This is a genomic window from Nannocystis pusilla (genome assembly GCF_020073745.1).
Lineage (GTDB): Bacteria > Myxococcota_A > Polyangia > Nannocystales > Nannocystaceae > Nannocystis > Nannocystis radixulma.
Genome location: NZ_JAIRAU010000056.1, coordinates 367,536 through 384,031, shown reverse-complemented (window position 1 = coordinate 384,031; position 16,496 = coordinate 367,536). Strand labels below are relative to the sequence as shown.

At 72.7% G+C, this 16,496-nt stretch carries 13 protein-coding genes; 5 read left to right on the top strand and 8 right to left on the bottom strand.

The genetic code is table 11. From position 1 onward, the window contains the following. Positions 1-35 precede the first annotated feature (35 nt). Entirely contained in the window at positions 36-1,244 is a 1,209-nt protein-coding gene (locus K7C98_RS39410; protein WP_224197085.1) for an NAD-dependent epimerase/dehydratase family protein, read from the top strand. Positions 1,245-1,353: 109 nt separating this feature from the next. Here the strand turns inward: K7C98_RS39410 and K7C98_RS39405 are convergent, their stop codons facing one another. Continuing rightward, on the bottom strand, positions 1,354-5,001 hold the full coding sequence (locus tag K7C98_RS39405) for a M36 family metallopeptidase (protein WP_224197084.1): 3,648 nt from the start codon (positions 4,999-5,001) through the stop codon (positions 1,354-1,356). A gap of 321 nt (positions 5,002-5,322) precedes the next feature. On the opposite strand from K7C98_RS39405, the gene K7C98_RS39400 reads away from it, so the two are divergent. Then, a complete protein-coding gene (locus K7C98_RS39400; RefSeq protein WP_224197083.1) occupies positions 5,323-6,612 on the top strand; it encodes a hypothetical protein in 1,290 nt (429 codons plus the stop codon). Positions 6,613-6,641: 29 nt separating this feature from the next. Here the strand turns inward: K7C98_RS39400 and K7C98_RS39395 are convergent, their stop codons facing one another. Continuing rightward, on the bottom strand, positions 6,642-7,688 hold the full coding sequence (locus K7C98_RS39395) for a hypothetical protein (protein ID WP_224197082.1): 1,047 nt from the start codon (positions 7,686-7,688) through the stop codon (positions 6,642-6,644). Beyond that, positions 7,685-7,822, bottom strand: coding sequence for an MYXO-CTERM sorting domain-containing protein (locus K7C98_RS39390; RefSeq protein ID WP_224197081.1), 138 nt, complete (start codon positions 7,820-7,822; stop codon positions 7,685-7,687). The genes K7C98_RS39395 and K7C98_RS39390 overlap by 4 nt, the downstream gene beginning before the upstream one ends. A gap of 72 nt (positions 7,823-7,894) precedes the next feature. Between K7C98_RS39390 and K7C98_RS39385 the strand changes: the two genes are divergently transcribed. The 3 genes from K7C98_RS39385 (at position 7,895) to K7C98_RS39375 (ending at position 10,649) form a co-directional block, all read left to right on the top strand. Further along, positions 7,895-8,671: a sulfite exporter TauE/SafE family protein gene (locus K7C98_RS39385; RefSeq protein ID WP_224197080.1), complete on the top strand. Its 777-nt coding sequence runs from the start codon at positions 7,895-7,897 to the stop codon at positions 8,669-8,671. A gap of 68 nt (positions 8,672-8,739) precedes the next feature. Then, positions 8,740-9,501 carry a PAS domain S-box protein gene (locus tag K7C98_RS39380; RefSeq protein WP_224197079.1) on the top strand — a complete coding sequence of 254 codons (762 nt, stop codon included), beginning with the start codon at positions 8,740-8,742 and terminating at the stop codon, positions 9,499-9,501. A 386-nt stretch (positions 9,502-9,887) separates the two neighbouring features. Further along, a complete protein-coding gene (locus K7C98_RS39375; protein WP_224197078.1) occupies positions 9,888-10,649 on the top strand; it encodes a PAS domain S-box protein in 762 nt (253 codons plus the stop codon). Positions 10,650-10,825: 176 nt separating this feature from the next. On the opposite strand, the gene K7C98_RS39370 is transcribed toward K7C98_RS39375, so the two are convergent. The 5 genes from K7C98_RS39370 to K7C98_RS39350 form a co-directional block, all read right to left on the bottom strand. After that, a complete protein-coding gene (locus K7C98_RS39370) occupies positions 10,826-12,295 on the bottom strand; it encodes a hypothetical protein (RefSeq protein WP_224197077.1) in 1,470 nt (489 codons plus the stop codon). Between the two features lie 273 nt (positions 12,296-12,568). Continuing rightward, complete coding sequence (locus K7C98_RS39365; protein WP_224197076.1) at positions 12,569-13,375, bottom strand: lipocalin family protein; 807 nt, start codon at positions 13,373-13,375, stop codon at positions 12,569-12,571. Between the two features lie 187 nt (positions 13,376-13,562). Then, positions 13,563-14,516: a homocysteine S-methyltransferase family protein gene (locus K7C98_RS39360; protein ID WP_224197075.1), complete on the bottom strand. Its 954-nt coding sequence runs from the start codon at positions 14,514-14,516 to the stop codon at positions 13,563-13,565. A gap of 33 nt (positions 14,517-14,549) precedes the next feature. Beyond that, positions 14,550-15,080, bottom strand: coding sequence for a hypothetical protein (locus K7C98_RS39355; RefSeq protein ID WP_224197074.1), 531 nt, complete (start codon positions 15,078-15,080; stop codon positions 14,550-14,552). Between the two features lie 96 nt (positions 15,081-15,176). Beyond that, positions 15,177-16,388 carry a thiolase family protein gene (locus K7C98_RS39350; RefSeq protein ID WP_224197073.1) on the bottom strand — a complete coding sequence of 404 codons (1,212 nt, stop codon included), beginning with the start codon at positions 16,386-16,388 and terminating at the stop codon, positions 15,177-15,179. Positions 16,389-16,496 lie beyond the last annotated feature (108 nt).

Sequence of the window (16,496 nt, the reverse complement as noted above, 5' to 3'; positions counted from 1 at the left end):
TGCGGGGCGCCGGGTCGTAGCACACCGAGCCCTGCATGAGCCTCGCACGTCGTCGCTTCCTCCGCCTCGCCGGCGGCGCCCTCGGCCTCGCCGCCTGTCGCCCCGGCCCCGTCGAACAGACCACCGCGCCCACCGCTTCGGGCGCCAGCCCGCCGGCGACCGACCCGGCGCTGCGGCCCGAGCCGATCTTGCTCGGAGGACAGGCGCAGAAGATCCTGATCCTCGGCGGCACCGCCTTCCTCGGCCCGCAGCTGGTCGAGGCGGCGCAGCGCCGCGGCCACACCGTCACCCTGTTCAACCGCGGCAAGACCCGCCCCGAGCTGTTCCCCGACGTCGAGAAGCTGCGCGGCGATCGCGACGGCGACCTCAAGGCGCTCGAGGGTCGCACGTGGGACACCGTGATCGACACCTCGGGCTACGTCCCGCGGATCGTCAAGGCCTCGGCCGAGCTGCTGGCCCCGAAGGTGCGGCAGTACGTGTTCGTGTCGACGATCTCCGTCTACGCCGACACCAGCAAGATCGGCATCGACGAGGACGCCCCGCTGGCGACCACGCCCGACCCGACGACCGAGGACATCATGCCCAACTACGGCGCGCTCAAGGCCCTGTGTGAGCAGGCGGCCGAGGCGGCCATGCCGAAGCGCACCACCGTCGTGCGGCCCGGCCTCATCGTCGGCCCCGGCGACGGCAGCGACCGCTTCACCTACTGGCCGGTCCGCGTCGCCGACGGCCGCGAGGTGCTCGCGCCCGGCGACCCGGGCACGCCGGTGCAGTTCATCGACGTCCGCGACCTCGCCGAGTTCATCATCACCGCGATCGAGGGCGGTCACGTCGGCGTCTACAACGCCACCGGCGCGCCCCTGGCGATGGGCGACCTGCTGAGCGAGAGCAAGGCCGCGCTCGCCAGCGACGCGGAGTTCACGTGGGTCGACCGCCAGTTCCTCGCCGACAACAAGGTCGAGCCGTGGAGCGACCTGCCGGTGTGGATCCCGCCCGACCCCGGCTTCGAGGGCGCCGCCACCTTCCGCATCGACCGCGCCACGGCCGCCGGCCTCAAGTTCCGCCCGCTCGCCGAGACCGTCGCCGAGACCGTCGCGTGGTGGAACACCCTGCCCGAAGCGCGGCGGGCCAAGCCCCGCGCCGGCATCACCCGCGCCCGCGAGGCCGAGCTGCTGGCCGCCTGGCACGCCGCTCATCCCGCCCCCGGCAAGGGCAAGCCGGCGAAGAAGAAGAAAGCGGCCTGATCGCGGGACAGGTGCGAAGGGGCATGCTCTCAAGAGCATGCCCCTTGCTTTATGTTCGTGACGACATGTCCCTCAAGACATACCCGAACCCACACCCGCCGGCGCGCACTCACGCGACGCGTCGGCGCCGGCGCAGCCCCGCCAGCAGCAGCAGGGGCGCGGCCTGCCAGCCGCTGCCGCCCCCGCTGGCGCACGCGCAGCCGTCGCTGCCCGCCTGCTGCCCGCCCGTCGCCGAGTCGGTGTCGCCGGTGCTGTCGGGCGCGCCGGTCGCGTCGCTCGACGTGTCGGAGCCGTCGCTGGTGGTCGGCACCGCGCCGATGCAGTCGCCCGGGTCGGCGACCCACCCGGGGAACGGCTTGTTCGTGACGCCGGAGAAGCCGATGTTGTCGATGTCCCAGCCGAACGCGCCGGTGGCGAGGTCGGTGCCGAGGCGGAAGCGGAGCCGGATCTGCTGCCCCGCGAACTGCGAGCCGAGGTCGATCTCGACCCGGTCGAGCAGCGGGTACGACGCGCTGACGCGGACGTACCCCGGCCGGTTCGACAGCGGGTTGTCGCTGCTGGCGACCGTCCCGTTGTAGCCGGGGTCGCCGTACTCGGAGATGTCGTCCCAGGTCTTGCCGTCGTCGACCGAGATCTCCACCACCCCGCCGTCCCAGGCCAGGATGTTGTTGTTCTGGTCGGCCGACGCGTCGAACGAGAACGCGTGGTCGAAGGAGATCTTCAGCGGCTGGTCGGCGGCGACGTCGAGCGGCGGCGACATCAACCACGTGTCGGTGGTGACGTCGACGTTGTCGGCGTGCCAGCCGCGCCCGCTCGACGCGTTCGGCTCGCGCCCCCACACGACCTTGCCGCCGTTGCCGCCCTCGGTCCACAGCGTGGCCTCGGCCTCGACGTCGTCGAGCGACGACGACGCCGCCATCGGGTCGCCGTTCAGCACCACCGCCAGCTCGCGCACCGTCTCGGTCTTGCAGCCGCCGGGCGTGGTCAGGGTGATCGAGAAGGTCGCCAGCTCGACGTCCGCGAGCCCCTCGGGCAGCTCGAACGGGAACTCGAGGACCGTCGACGCCCGCGGCGTCAGGGCCTCGAGCTCGATCGACGTCTCGCCGGAGAACGTCACGCTGGGGCTCTTGCTCGTGACCTTCAGGGTCGCGCCCTCGAGGTCGGCGCCGCCGAGGTTCTCGAGGTGGACGGTCAAGAGGCCCGGCTCGCCGGCGTCGACCACCCCGTCCTGGTCGCACGACATCGTCGCGTCGCCGACCGCCGCCGCCGTGATCACCCCGAGCGGCCGGACCTCGAAGTCCTCCATCACCCCGGCGAAGTTGAACGAGTCACGCGTCGGCCCGACGGCGCAGGTCCCCGCGCCGCGGCGGGCGAACGCCGCCGCCGCCGCCGCGAAGTCGCCCGGATCGGCCACCGCCATCGCCGCCAGGATCGCGTCACGCTGCTCCGTGTAGGTCGGACCGATCGGCGCCAGCATCATCCCCGTGACGACGTAGTCGCTCATCGCCCGCCGCACCTCGTCGAAGCTCTTGCGCCCCGCGGCCGCCTTGTGCATCGCCACGTAGGCCTCCCACATCATCGTCGCCCACACCTCGCCGGCGTTGTGCGACTCCGAGTTGGGCGCGCCGAACACGTCGTTGGTGGGGTGATCGGGCAGCGGCTCGCCGTCGCTGATGTGGCGGAACGTCAGCGCGTTCTTGCTGAAGTCGACCGAGTACGGGACCCGGCGGATGCCGAAGTAGTTGGTGGGATCGAAGCTGGCGTAGTTGCTGTCGGCGTAGGTGCCGTCGAGGTCGTCGTCTGGCCGAAGGGACATGTGCAAGGCGAGGAAGTCGCCCCAGCCCTCGCCCTGGCCGCGGCACTGCCAGCTCACGCACTCGACCAGGCGGTTGTGGATCATGTGGCCCCATTCGTGGGCCACGATCATGTTGTCGAGCGTGCCGTCGCGCTCCGGCGCGCTGTTGCCGACCATGTGGGCGGTCAGCGGGCCGTTCATCAACTGGGCCTTGAGCGCGTCGCCGTCGCTCTTCGACAGCCCCTGGCCGGGGATCGTCGGGTCGTCGATCGTGTGATCGGGCCCCGGCGGGTAGGCCGGCTTGTCCGGCAGGATGTCGGGGTAGATCACCCCGACCGCGCCGGCCGCCTCGACGAGGTTGGCCTTGAGCTCGAAGGCGCAGGTGCCCCGGTCGATGAGCACGATCTTGCCGGCCACGTCGTTCAGCGGCGGCTCGCAGCCGTCGGTCGGACTGCCGCCCATGCCGTCGTCGACCACCACCAGCTCGGCGGTGACGTCGTAGATCTTGGGCCCGAACGCCGCCTGTCCGACCTCGAGCTCCTGGTCCATCGGCCCGACCGTCAGCGACAGCTCGCTGGACGGCGAGCTCCACAGGAACATGTGCATGTGCGGTGATTCGCCGTCCTCGAGCGTCACCATGAACGCGTTGTCGCGCGCGCCCTGGAGCGCGCCGTCCTGGGCCAGGGCGAGCAGCGGATCGCCGTCGGCGCCGCCGCGCCCGAAATTGTCGGCCTGGGTGTTGCCCGCGGCCTCGTTGAAGCCCGAATCGTACCACCAGTCGTGCAGCCAATTGGTGGTGTAGAACAGCTGGGTGATCGAGGCCATGCCCTGCGCCTCGCCGGCGAGCGGCTCGGCCGCGAGGTCGTAGGTGTGATCGAAGACGCCGGGCGCGGTGACGGCGGCGCGGAAGTCCTGGCCGCCGAAGCCCTCCCCGCCGGCGTGGTTGACGTACGCGTCGACGTTGTTGCCGCGCGTCTCCGTGGCCCCGGCCGGCAACCACGGATCGGCGACGCCGTCGGGGTTGGTGTTGAAGCCCTCCATCGCGATCAGGTTGGCCGGCACGCCCCCGGTCGGCCCGCCCATCGGCTCGCCCAGCGGGTGCGGCGTGAAGTCCTGCATCGGCCCGTCGAACGGCCGGTGGTCGCCCTCCTCGTCGGCCCACACGCGGTACGAGAACGCGTCGCGCTGCTTGGCGTCGCGGCGGAACAGCACGCGCCCGTCGTCGGCCGCGATCACGTACACGAACGCCTGCAGCTCGCCGCCCGCGGCGGTCGCCTGGACCTCGACGCGGTGGGCCGGCACCAGCCCCGCGCCGACCGGGAAGTACACCGGCCGCACCCGCGCCGGGCGATCGACGCGCAACCCCGGCAGCGCGCCGGTCGGCGCGTACGTCACCCGGCCCGCGGCGTCGGCCGCCCGCGTCGCCACCCACCTGTCCTCGGGGACATCCACCGCGAACAGGTCGCGCAGCGCCGCCGACACGCCGGCCGGCGCGCTCACGCGAGCCGCCTGCGCGCTGCCGGGGAGCGCCGCCGGATGCGGGCTGCCCGCGACCGCGCGCAGGTTCAGGTCGCGCTTCATGAGCACCTTGACGTCGGCGTGCATCACGTCGACGCCGGCGACCGTCGGCCGCAGGATGACCACGATCCCGCCGCGCCCGGTGTCGTGCACGTGGACCCGCCGCAGCTCCGCCAGGGCCGCTCGCGGCGCCGCATACAGCCCGCGCAGCCGGGTCAGGTGGTGCCGCGCCGCCTGTTCGGGCGAGGCCCCCACCGGCGCCGACCCGGCCGCCCACACGAACGACGGCACGCCGCCCTGGCGCGACGTCACCACGACGTCGGCCGCGGCCGATTCGCCGGCGATCGTCGCCTCGCCGGCCGCCGACGCATATGCGGGCGACAGCGCGGCGGTCAGCAGATACCCGCAAGGGACGAGCCCTATCCTCGATCGATGGTGCTGCATACGGCTGCCGAGCTTAGCCAATCGACCCCCCGTGTCGAGCCGCTTCGGCGCGTCGCCGCGCGATCGCAGCGACTGTATGCGACCTGCCCGTTCGTACAGATGCTGGCCGACCCCGACGTCGCCCACGGTTACCTACGCCGACTCCACCGCACGGGCCGCGAGGGAATGGGGCCGAGCGCCGCGGAGTCACGCACACGCGGGGCGCCGCACCGCGCGGCCATGCGCTCGCGGAGAACGCGCCCGCCAGCGCGACGGAGCGGCTCGGGCGTTAGGCCGGCGGCGCCGTCGCGCGCGTGGTCGTTCTCCGGCATCATGGCTGTCATGCTTGGCTTTCCGACTTATCGCATTCTACCTGTCCTTTTGTTCATATGCGCATGTCCCTCGGAGGACACGGTCCCCACCCCGCTCGACACCGAGACCGCGGGCGGGGCCACGAGCGGCCCGACCGGCGACGGGCCGACGATGATGGGGTCCACGGGCCCCGGCTCCGTGCCGACCACCACCGAGCCCGAGGGACAGACGAGCACCGGCAGCGGGGACGGCGACGGTCCGACCACCGACGAGCCGGCCGCGGGCTGCGGTCCGCCGTGCACCGGCCACTCGACGCACCAGGCCGCCGTGGTCCTCGAGGGCAAGGGCGCCAACTTCTCCTGCGTGGAGGAGATCGACGGCACCCTGTACATCGGGGCCAACGCCGACCCGGCGGAGATCGCCAGCCTCGCCAGTCTCGTGCGCGTGAAGGGCGACGTCACGATCGCCGGCAACCTCGCCCTCACCGATTTGGTCGGCCTCGAGTGCCTGCAGGACGTCCATTCGCTGAAGCTCACCGGCATGCCGCAGCTGTCCGACCTCGGCGCGCTCGCCAGCCTGCGCACCGCCCCGCAGCTGGTGCTCGACGGCCTCGGCATCACCGCGCTGCCGCAGTTCGCCCCCGAGTTCGCCGGCCTCTCCGCGCTGACGCTGAGCAACAACCCCGCGCTGGTCGACCTCCACGCCGCCGCCACCTGGGGCGCCGGCCCCGGGCTCGAACTGGTGATCGGCAACAACGCGCTCCTGCCCGCCCTCGTCGGCCTGTCGGGCCTCCTGGCCGACAACGGCGCCAACCCGGTCGGCATCACCCTCGCCGACCTGCCGAAGTTGACCTCCCTGGCCGGGCTCGAGCCGGTCGTCGCGGCCGACCTCCACTTCGAGCGGCTGCCGCAGGTCCCCGACTTCGAGCCGCTGGGCGGCCTCACCGTCGGCGGCCAGATCAGCTTCAACCGGATGCCGGCGATCGTCGACCTCGGCGGCCTCGACAACCTCACGTCGGTCGGCACCTTCACCATCGGCGAGTGCGTCCACCTCGGCAGCGGCGGCATGGACAGCCTCAAGAGCCTCGCCGGCCTCGACAGCCTGGTCAGCGTCAACCACTTCGCGCTCGCCAACAACGACAAACTGACCTCGCTCGCGGGCGCGCCGAAGCTCGCCGAGCTCGACCGCTTCGCCGCGACCGCCAACCCGCTCCTGTCGCTGGCCGCCTACGAGGCGTTCGTCGCCGGGTTCGACCCGGCCCCCTCCGGCTGCATGGGCGACCTCGAGCGCTGCCCGTGCTTCGATCTCAACCCTGGCTGACCCCGAAGACATGCCCCATCGAGCATGTCCTATCCGACATTCCCTTTAACACATGACTCTTCGGACCTGTCTCGAACGCCCCCCTCGACCAGCAGCAGCCCGGCGGCGATCAGCTCGAGGTGGCCGTGGAAGCGGGCCATGCGGAAGTAGCCGTGGCAGGCGGCCATCAGGTCGCGCGCGGCCCACAGCGCCAGCAGCACCGCGACGGCGATCGCCGCCGCCAGCAGCGGCCGGCCCATGTCGGCGACGAGCCCGGTCCAGCGGGCGCGGTAGGTCGGCGGGGTCGCGCGCCCGCGGTCCTCGTCGGGCAAGAGGCCGAGCCACACGCCGTAGTGGATCGTCTGGGCGAAGCAGAACAGCAGCACCAGCCGCAGCGCCCACTCCGGGCCGACCCCCGGCGACAGCCGCCACACCTGGTACTCCGGGCCCATCGCGCCGCCGAACCACTGCAGCCCGCCGCTCGCGCGCACCGCCCCCAGCGCCGCGTCGCTGACCAGGAACACGCTCGCCGCGACCATCAGCGCCAGCGGCAGCCAGTGCAGCCGCGACGACCGCGGCCGCCACGCCCACCACAGCAGCACCGCGACCGCGTTGTGAAGGTGGGCGAACAGCACGTCGCCGGTCCGCCCGAGCGCCGCGAAGCCGCCGGCCAGCGCCGCGATCATCACCACCCCGAGCGCGCGCCGGCCCGGGCTCGCGCGCGCGACCGCCAGCGCCAGCGCGGCCGCGAGGAAGCCCCACAGCAGGTGCCCGCCGAGCGCCACCCACGCGAGCGGCGGCCCGGCCAGCGCGACCAGCCCGAGGCGGCGGTGATAACCTGGCCGAACGAGCATGTACCGAAGGTCAGCCACCAGGTGCGGCACGCCCCACACCAGCGGCCCGAGGATCAGCAGCCACAACGGCGCGATCAGCGTGGCCGCCAGCGCGGTGCACACCATGGTCGACCCGAGCACCGCCACCCGCAGCTCGCGCCGGCGGATCAGCGGCCGCACCACGCGACCGAGCCGGCGCAGCCACCACCGCCGCACCAGGTCGGCCGCGGCGATCGGCCCGTGGAGGAGCGTCGCCGCGGTCATGGTCGCCGTCGTCGGCGCGCCAGCAGCAGCGCCAGGATCACCAGCCACGAGCCGCCCGGCCCGCCATCGATCGCGCAGCCGCCCTTCTTCGGCGGCGGCCCCGGGGGCATGTCCACCAGCGCTCGCAGCGTCACGACCGCACGATTGCACACCGACGCCGCGCCTGGGAAGGTGCGCCCGCGCGGGCGATCGCGTACCGTCGCCCGGTGCTCGCCCCGTGGCCGCCCGGCGATCTCCTGGCCGACCCGTTCGCCGGCGCGACGCTGCTGGTGCTCGCCGGCGTCGTCGGCGGCCTGCTCAACACCCTCGCCGGCGGCGGCTCCTTCGTCATCCTGCCGCTCTTGATCGGCCTCGGCCTGTCGCCCGGGGTCGCCAACGCCACCAGCCGGATCGGCGTGCTCGCCAACGGCTCCGCCGCCGCGCTCACCTTCGCGCGCGACCGCGCCCTGCACACCGGCCTCGTCGCCCGCATGGCCGGGCCGATGTGCGCCGGGGCGCTGCTCGGCGCCTGGCTGGCCACGCGCACCAGCGACGCCGTGCTGCGCCCGGTCATCGGCGGGGTCCTGATCGCGTGGGCGCTGGTCCTGGTCTTTCGACCAGGTCGCATGTTGACCCCGCCGCCCGAGCCGCGGCCCCCCGGCGTCCCCGCGTTCGTGTTCGCCACGCTCATCGGCGTGTACGGCGGCTTCCTCCAGGCCGGCGTCGGCTTCCCGCTGATCGCCCTGTTCGTCTCGCACCTCGGCCACGACCTCCTGCGGGCCAACGCCGCCAAGGTCGCGCTGGTGTTCGTCTACACCTCGCTGGTCGTCGCCGTGTTCGCGGCCGCCGGCCAGATCGACTGGCCCCGCGCCGGCCTGCTGGCGATCGGCATGACCCTCGGCGGCTGGCTCGGCGCCCGCCTGCAGATCCGCGCCGGCGCCCCGCTGGTCCGCTGGGCCATCGTCGTCATGGTCGGGGTCAGCGGCGCTGCGCTCCTGCTCTGAAGGACAGGTCGCCACGCGGCGCGGATCCACCCCGTGCTGCCCCCGACCGCCTCGGCTATCGTCCCGCCATGCCCGTCCCGCTCGAAGCCGCCGCGGTCCTCTCGCTGTTGGGGGACCTCCCGGTCGCGCTGTACGTGATGCACGACGGGACGCTGCTGTGGTGCAACGACGAGTTCGCTCGCCTGGGCGAGTGTCCCCGGGAACAGGCCATCGGCCACAGCTTCATCGGCTTCGTCGCCCCGGAGGACCGCGCCTTCGTCATCGACCGCTACCGCCGGCGCGTCGCCGGCGAGCCCGTGCCCGACCACTACGAGTTCAGCGCGCTCGGCCGCGAGACCGGCAAACGCACGCCGATCCACATGTCCGTCACCCTCGTCCAGGCCGGCGCCGCCCGCTACAGCGTCGGCGTCGTCGTCGACCTCACCGTGCAGCGGAGCGCCGCCGCCGGGCTCGCGTCCGGCGACGCGCGCGAGCGCGGCTCCCCCACCCCGGTGCTGCGAATCGCCGCCGGCGTCCTCGTCGTCCCCCTCGTCGGCCACTACCACGCCGCCCGCATCGAGGACCTGACCCGGACCATCCTCGCCGCCATCGCGCACCAGCGGGCGCAAGCGCTGATCCTCGACGTCACCGGCCTCGTCGACGCCGACGAGCGCCTCGCCGAAGACGTCGCCCGCACCGCCGCTGCCGCCCGCCTCCTCGGCGCCCGCTGCCTGCTCGCCGGCGTGTCCCCCGCGCTCGCCCGGCTGCTCGCCTCCTCCTCCGCCGCCCTCCACACCGCCAGCGCCGCCACCCTCGAGGACGCGCTCGTGATGGTGCGCGAGCCGGGCTGATCGCCCTCATTGCTCACATGTCTCTGGCGACAGCCTCGACGAAGCCCAGTGCGCGTGATCGCCGGCGCAACCCCTCGCCACTGCGCAATCAGCGAGCCAACCGCCTGGTCTGAAAGACAGGTTGCCACCGTCGAGCCGCCGACCCCGAGGGTCCAAGGACCACACCCTCGCCGCGCCCGCGCGCCGACAATCACATGTCCTTCCGGACATATCCGCGGAGGACCGTCACCGTCGCTCGGATCGCTCCCCACAATCGCACGCACGGAGGATTCGCGCGGAGAGAATGACTCGGGCGACCTCCGAGCCGCGACGTCCCGCCGCAGGTTCATCGCAGCGGCGCGGATCCACGCCGTGCCGCTGCGGGTCCGGTCGGCTATCGTCCCGCCATGGTCGCTCCGCTGGACGCCGCCGCGGTCCTCTCGTTGTTGGGGGCCCTCCCGGTCGCACTGTACGTGATGCACGAGGGCATCCTCCTGTGGTGCAACGACAAGTTCGCCGAGATGTGCGAATGTCCGAAAGAGCAGGCTCTCGGCCGCAGCTTCGTCGGCTTCGTCGCCCCGGAGGACCGCGCCTTCGTCGTCGACCGCCACCGCCGGCGCGCCGCCGGCGAGCCCGTGCCCGACCACTACGAATTCAGCGTCTACGGGCAGGAGAGCGGCAAGCGCACGCCGATCCACATGTCCGTCACCCTCGTCCAGGCCGGCGCCACCCGCTACAGCATCGGCGTCGTCGTCGACCTCACCGAGCAGCGGAGCGTCGCCGCCGGGCTCGCGTGCGGCGGGGCGATCGAGCGCAGCACCCCCGCTCCGGTGCTGCGGGTCGCCGCCGGCGTCCTCGTCGTCCCCCTCGTCGGCCACTACCACGCCGCCCGCGTCCAGGACCTGACCCAGACCGTCCTCGCCGCGATCTCCGACCAGCGGGCGCACGCCCTGATCCTCGACGTCACCGGCCTCGTCGACGCCGACGAGCGCGTCGCCGACTACTTCGCCCGCACGGCCGCCGCCGCCCGCCTCCTCGGCGCCCGCTGCCTGCTCGCCGGCGTGTCCCCCGCGCTCGCGCAGCTGCTCGCCGCCGCCCCCGGCGCGCTCCACATGACCAGCGCCGCCACCCTCGAGGACGCGCTCCAGCTCGTGGACAGGCCCGGCTGATCGAGCTCGTCTTTCACATGCCTCCAGAGACACCCCGAGCGGGTGTCACGCCGCTCCGTCCTATGTCTCTCGAGGCAGCCACGTTCTCCGCGCGCGATTGCCACAATCTGTCTCTTGAGACATTCACGGCGACGCCGCTGGTCGCCCTCCCGTTCGCCGTGAGCGGCCCGCCGCGCTCACGGCAAGTACGATCGCACCGACCTGCCCTCGAGCACGTAGAACACCTTGTCGGGGCCGAGAGCCGCGTCGAGCGGGTGAGTCTGGCTGTCGGACTCGATCTCCCACAGCACCTCGCCCTCGGTGTCGTAGCGCGCGACCCGGGTGCGACTGATGTCCTCCTGAGAATGCCCCCACGCGACGACCACTCCCCCGAAGTTCGGTAGCGCCGCGATCCGGCCCACCGACGTGTTCCAGAGCTCCGGCGCCGGCCAGGTCTTCCACCACAGCAGGGCGCCTGTCGTATCGAACGCGGCCAGACCGGGATCGTCGGTGAACCCGGTGTTCTCGTGGCTCTCCGCCCCGGCGACCACCAGCATCCCGCCGGAGGTCACCACGATCCCCGACGGCTCCACGCGCATGTGGACCGGCGACGCCGCCTCGACCTGCCAGAGCGGCGTCCCATCCATCGCCAGCGCCTCGAGCAGCAGACGCCACGTCGGGTCGCCCGTGTGCTGCCCGGCGCCGACGACGTAGATCGTCCCCTCCGCGTCGACCGTCACCCCCTTGTAGCTCGCGTGCCACTCGGGGCCGGCCGGCGCCGCGTGCTCCCACACCAGTTCGCCGTCCGGGTCGAACACCTGCACGAACGATGGCTTGAATGTCGGACCCCAACCCGCGATGCGGCTGGTGAGCACGATGTCGCCCGCGGGCGTCAGCGCCAGATCCTCGGGGTCCGTCAAGATCGCCCCGTGCTCGCGCAACCACACGACCTCGCCCGCAGGGGACAGCCGCGCGAGCCACAGGTGACCGGTCGTCTGCGCATCGTCGAAATACGTGTGGCCCGCGACGACGATGTCGCCGTCCTCTGCCGTGGCGACCTGATCGACGTACCGGGCGAACGCCGCGTCGTGCACGAACGCCGCCCCCGCAGCCTGCCCGTCCGGCAGCGAGAACGCCTGGACGAGCGCCTCGGCCGGCGAGGACCAGTTCCTGCCGCCGAGCGCCAGCACGTGCGAAGATCCCCCGAGCACCGCCGCATCGATCGGCGTCAGACAGCGGAACAACCCGTCCTCGTCGGGCAGCTCGATCGGAGGCAGCGCCACGCCGTCGCCCACCATGCAGCCGGGCAAGCACCCGTCGCCCAGGAACACGTTGCCGTCGTCGCACTCCTCGCCGTCCTCGATTTTTCCGTTCGCGCACATCCCGACGTCCGGCCCCGTGCTCGACTCGCCGCCCGAGCTCGTCTCCGTCGCCTCGCCGGAGGACGTCGTCTCCTCGCCGGTCGTGCCGCTCGTCGTCGTCTCCTCGCCGGTGGTACCGCTCGTCGCCGTCGACTCCCCACCCGTCGTACCCGTGGGCTCGTCGACGCTCGTGGAGTCGAACGCACCGACCGACGTCGTACCCGCGCTGTCGGACCCGCTCGACGTCGTCGATGCCGGCGACGTGTCCGTGTCCTCCGAGGGCGATGGCGACGGGCACCCGGCCACGAGACAAAGCATCAGCACTGGCGACCGCGACAACCAACAAGTCATGCATGCATGGCAGCGCGCGGCGCAGCAAATGTCAACAGTCCCAACGCATCGCGCTCACAGCGCGACACATGCGCGACATCCGCTGCGATTGTCGTAACCCGACGGCCGCCTGAGTGGATGGACGACGCCGGCATCGCCAGCACCCGCAGGTCACCTCCATCGCGTTGGCGCCCGAACCACACCGACGTGCTCGCACCGATGTCCGTCGACGCCGCGCTCTGCAGCGAATCAGTGCTCGACCGCGAACGATCGGCACAGCGCGAGGGCGGCGTCGAGCTCGGCCTTCTCGAGGTAGCCGCGGGTGTGCTCGGCCGAGCACATCACGACCTGCTCGCTGTGTTCGAGGCAGATCGAGAGCCCGATCGAGGTGTCGCGCCGGACCCCGCCGATCTCGCTGGCGGACCCCGACACGCCCCCGTAGTCGTACGGGTTGCAGGGCGGCGTCACCCACTTGCCCTCGACCTCACGCTGGGGCCGCCTCGACAGAGACAGTTGTACGACGAACCCGTCGTTCGACGCGGGCGACCACGCCTGCCGGTTGTTGTCGTCACGCGTGAGCCGGTACTCGGGCGGAAGGACGAGCTTGTAGCGCACGCCCCCGATCGCGTGCGTCGTCGGTCCGCCGCCGGGGGGCGCGCTCGCGGGCGGCTCGAACGGAGCTCCGACGCGGCCGAGCACCGCCCCGAATTCCCCCTTCAGGTGCCAGAGGACGAGCTTGCCGTCCTCGATCCGGGCCCGATAGACCTCCTCGAGCCGGACACTGCCGCCCTCGAAGGTCTCCGTGAGCTGATCGCCGCTCAGCGCCCACGTGCCCTCCATCGGATCGCGCCCACGCACCCCGCTCACCAGCTGGCCGCCCGCGCGGAAGTTCCAGTACATCCCGAGCTCCTCCTTGCCGAGGCAGGTCGCCGTCGACTCCTGGTCGGTGCGGCACACCACCTCCCATTCGCCGAGGATCTCCTCGGCCAGCGGCCGCGGCGGACTCCCGCTGCAAGCGACGAGGACGAACGCGAACACAGACGCGGGGCGGATCACCCGCAAACTCTACCGCCCGCGCCCACGACCGTACAGGCGGACGCGAAGGCGCCCGCCGATTCTGGAGTCGCGCGTACACCCCGGGCGGCACCAGCGAAACCCCGGCACGACGGGTCGCCGGCCCGCGCCCGAACCTCGGCTCGCCGCATGTCCCAAGAGACAGCTCCATGCGACCGCGTGGCCGGGATCAAGCGCGCCGCGGCACCAGGCCCGCCAGCGCCGCGCGAGCCCCTACGCGGCTGCCCGACTCCGGGTACAGCGCCTCCGCCAGCGCCGCCGTCCACGCCGGCGTCGACCCGCAGCACGACCCCACCAGCTGCAGCCGGGCCGCGCGGGCCAGCGCAGCCACCTCCGTCGCAAACACCTCCGCCGTCACCGCGTGCGTCACGAAGCCGCCGGCCTCCGCCCGGCCGGTGTGCGGATAGGTCCCGAGGAGCATGTCCGTATGGCCAGCTGCGTCGACGAGCGCCGGGATCGCCGCCGCGAGGTACGCCAGGTCGGTGCAATTGATCAGCAGCGCCTGCACCGACAGTCCGCGCAGCTCTGCCACCAATTCTGCCAGCGGCTCGCCGGCGAGCATGCGCCCGTCGCCGCGGCAGACCACCGCCAGCCACACCGGCGGCCCGAGCCCGGCGGCCGCGCGCACGGCCGCCACCGCCTCGTCGACGCGGCCCATCGTCTCGACCAGCAGCAGGTCGCAGCCGGCCGCCGTCAGGGTCTCGGCCATCGCCCGGTGTTCGGGTCCGGACCGCACGCCGGGCGAGTCTTGCGGGCGGAAGCAGTCCTCGAGCGGGCTGATCGATCCGGCGATCCGCACCTCGGCCGCCGCCGTCGGATCGTCCGCGGCGAATTGGTCCCGGGCCTCGCGGGCCAGCCGCACCGCGAGTTCGGTCAGCGTCGCCGCCTCGTGCGCGCGCCCGCCGGCGGCCAGGTTGCGCGCGTGGGTGCGGAACGTGTCGGTCGTGATCACCTGCGCCCCGGCGCGCAGGTAGTCGAGGTGGATCGCCCGCACGACCTCGGGCGCCTCGACCAGCGCGTGGGCCGACCACAGCGGCGCGTCCATGCGGGCGCCGCGGCGCTCGAGCTCCGTCCCCATGGCCCCGTCGAGCAGGGCCGGCGCGGGCCATGGCCTCACGGACATGCTCCCTGTGACATGTCCGTTCGTACCTGCATCTCAAGGCATGGTCATGACTTCGTAGTCATCGGTCATGAGGCAGAACTTGGGGTCGCCGGTCTGGCCGATCTGCGGCATGATCCGGCACTGGTAGCCCTCGCGCGGACAGTCGGAGTCGTCCTGGCACTCGACCACGCAGCCCTCGAAGTAGCCGTCGGCGCCGATGCAGGTCACGCCCATGCCGCAGATCATGTCGTCGGGCACGTAGCCGGTGCCCGGCGGCAGGTCGCACAGCTTGGAGCAGTAGCCGCAGGGCAGGTCGTAGAGCCCGAGGATGTTGTCGAGGCAGACGCCGCCCTCGCCGAGGATCGCCACGCACTCGTCGTCGGAGCTGCAGGGCGCGCCGAACTCGTTCATCACGCCGCCGACGCCGCCCTCGGGGGCCGGCTCACACACCGGGCCACCGGTCTCGGTGGTCGTCGGCGTGCCGGTGCCGTCGGTGGTCGCGTCGTCGGTGGTCCCGGGCGCGGCGGTGTCGGTCGTCTCGGTGTCGCCGCTGCTGCTGGTGCAGGCGGGCAGCGCGAGGAGCATACAGGCGAGGCCAGCTACGATGTTCTTTCGCATTGGAGCGGCACGTTAGGCCACGGCGGCGCGGGCGCCAACAAACCCGCGCGCCGCGGCGATCGCTCAAGTGCGCTCGAGCACAAGCGCGATCCCCTGGCCGACGCCGATGCACATGGACGCCAGCCCCCAGCGCACGCGGGCGCGGGCCATGCCGTGGGCCAGCGAGGTGGTGATGCGGGCGCCGGAGCAGCCGAGCGGGTGGCCGAGGGCGATCGCGCCGCCGCCCGGGTTCACCTTGGCCGGGTCGAGGTCGAGGCTGCGGATGGAGGCCACGGTCTGCGACGCGAACGCCTCGTTGAGCTCGACCGCCCCGAGGTCGCCGACCTGCAGGCCGGCGCGCTTGAGGGCCCGGCGGCTGGCGGGCACGGGGCCGATCCCCATGACGCCGGGGGCCACGCCGGCGTGGCCCCACGCGGCGATGCGGGCCATCGGCCGCAGCCCGAGGTTGTGCGCCTGCTCGGCGCTGGTGATGAGCAGCGCGGCCGCGCCGTCGTTGAGCGGCGAGCTGTTGCCGGCGGTCACGCTGCCGCCGGGCTTGAACACCGGCTTGAGCTTGGCGAGCGCGGCGAGGGTGGTGTCGCGGCGGACCGACTCGTCGACGCTGACGCGCGTCGGCTCCTGGCCCTTGGGCCCGGGGATCTCGATCGGCACGATCTCGTTGTCGAACCAGCCCTCGTCCTGCGCGGCCGCGGCCTTGGTGTGGCTGCCGAGCGCCCACGCGTCCTGGTCCTCGCGGCTGACGTGGTAGCGCTCGGCCACGTTCTCGGCGGTGATGCCGAGCGGCTCCGCGCCGTACAGGCGGTCCATCGCCGGGTTGGTCATGCGCCAGCCGAGCGCGGTGTCGTAGAGCTTGGCGTCGCGGGCGAACGCCTCGCCGGCCTTCGGCATCACGTACGGCGCGCGGGTCATGCTCTCGACCCCGCCGGCGATGTACACCGAGCCCTCGCCGACCATGATGCTCTTGGCCGCCTGGATGATCGCCTCCATGCCGGAGCCGCACAGGCGATTGACGGTGACGCCGGGGACCTCGACCGGCAGGCCGGCCAGCAGCAGGGCCATGCGCGCGACGTTGCGGTTGTCTTCGCCGGCCTGGTTGGCGGCGCCGAAGTACACGTCCTCGAGCTGCTCCATCGCCGCGCTGTAGTGCTCGGCGAGGTGGCGGACGACGTGGGACGCGAGATCGTCGGGCCTCACCGGCGCGAGCGCGCCACGGAGCCGGCCGATCGGCGTGCGGACTGCGGCGACGATGACAGGCGTACGAGCATCGGAGGTCATGTCCCTTGGGGGTTATCACGACCGCCCGCGGGCACAGGGCCGTTCGCAGTTGCGCTCGCTCACGCTTACCGCGCGCGGACCGTGCGGAGGACGGTCACACGCCGCGCC